The sequence below is a fragment of the Terrabacter sp. NPDC000476 genome (assembly GCF_040300125.1).
Taxonomy (GTDB): domain Bacteria; phylum Actinomycetota; class Actinomycetes; order Actinomycetales; family Dermatophilaceae; genus Terrabacter.
The window spans coordinates 1-1519 of sequence record NZ_JBEPDF010000016.1 but is presented as its reverse complement, the minus strand read 5'-3'; the positions used below and the strand labels follow the sequence as shown (position 1 = coordinate 1519).

Genomic DNA, 1519 nt, shown 5'->3' with positions numbered 1-1519 from the left:
CGGATGGGCACGATCGACGTCGCCATCCCCAAGCTGCGCTCGGGCTCCTACTTCCCGGACTGGCTGCTGGAGCGCCGCCGCCGCGCTGAGCGGGCCTTGACGACGGTGGTGGCGACCGCCTATCTGCTCGGGGTCTCGACCCGCCGGATGGAAAAGCTCGTCGAGACCCTGGGCATCACGCGGCTGTCGAAGTCGCAGGTCAGCGAGATGGCCAAGGACCTGGACGCGCAGGTCGAAGCGTTCCGGACCCGCCGGCTGGACGCCGGTCCGTACACGTTCGTGGCCGCTGACGCGCTGGTGATGAAGGTCCGTGAGGACGGCCGGGTCGCGAACGTGCACGCGATGCTGGCGGTCGGGGTCAACGCCGATGGGCACCGGGAAATCCTGGGCCTGCAGACCTCCAGTGCCGAGGACGGCGCCGGTTGGTTGGGGTTCTTCCGCGATTTGACCGCCCGCGGCCTGACCGGGGTCCGGCTGGTGACGTCCGATGCACACGCCGGCCTGGTCGCCGCGATCGGCGCGACCCTGCCGGGAGCGTCGTGGCAGAGGTGCAGGACGCACTACGCCGCGAACCTGATGGCGGTGACGCCGAAGACATCCTGGCCTTGGGTGAAGACGTTGCTGCACAGCGTCTACGACCAGCCTGACGCCGATTCAGTGCACGCCCAGTTCGACCGACTGCTGGACGCGGTGGAGACCAAACTGCCCAAGGTCGCGGCGCACCTGGACGGCGCCCGCGCCGAGGTCCTGGCTTTCACCAGCTTCCCCAAGGAGGTGTGGCGGCAAGTGTGGTCGAACAATCCGCAGGAGCGGTTGAACCGGGAGATCCGCCGCCGCACCGACGTAGTGGGGATCTTCCCCGACCGTGACTCCTTGATCCGCCTGGTCGGCGCCGTCCTGGCTGAGCAGGACGATGAGTGGACCGAAGGCCGTCGCTACCTCGGCCTGGACCTGCTGGACCGTTGCCGGCTGATCGCCATGCCTGGCGGGCAGGACGCCAACCCCGAGACCACTGCGGAGGTGAACTCCGACCTCACGATGCAGGCTCTGACGGCCTGACTGCACGGAGCATCACGCAGCGAACGTCGCACACCACTCCCGGGGACTTGACCCGCCCGCCTCGCGCGTCACTAACCTCAGTGGTCAGTACAGCTAGGGGTCACCGTCCGCGGTCTGCAGCTGATCCGGCTGCTGGCTCACCTGGTCATCACCCGACACGAAGCTCTCACCGACGACCTGACCGGACTGGCCAACCGACGCGCCCTGGACCGCGCTCTCACCGAAGCCCTGGACCAGTCCCGAGACAAGACCCCGGACAAAGGCCTAGAAAAAGGCCTGGAGAAGGGCCCGGGAAGGAGCCCGGCACAGTTCCCGGGGAAGGCTCGAGAGCAGGGACTTGGCGAGCTGCCCGCCGATCAGCGCGCAGACCGCTTCAGCGACGAGCGCACCACCACGTTGATGCTCATCGACCTCGACGGCTTCAAGGACGTCAACGACCGCTTCGGCCACGCCGTCGGCG

General features: G+C 68.1%; 2 protein-coding genes. Both read left to right on the top strand.

Going from position 1 to position 1519, the window contains the following annotated elements; all coding sequences use genetic code 11:
* Positions 1–1059: IS256 family transposase (locus tag ABT295_RS21110; protein ID WP_352396373.1), on the top strand; the 1059-nt coding region annotated here is incomplete at its 5' end.
* A 399-nt stretch (positions 1060–1458) separates the two neighbouring features.
* The coding region (locus ABT295_RS21105; RefSeq protein ID WP_352396374.1) for a diguanylate cyclase domain-containing protein at positions 1459–1519 on the top strand (61 nt) is incomplete at its 3' end.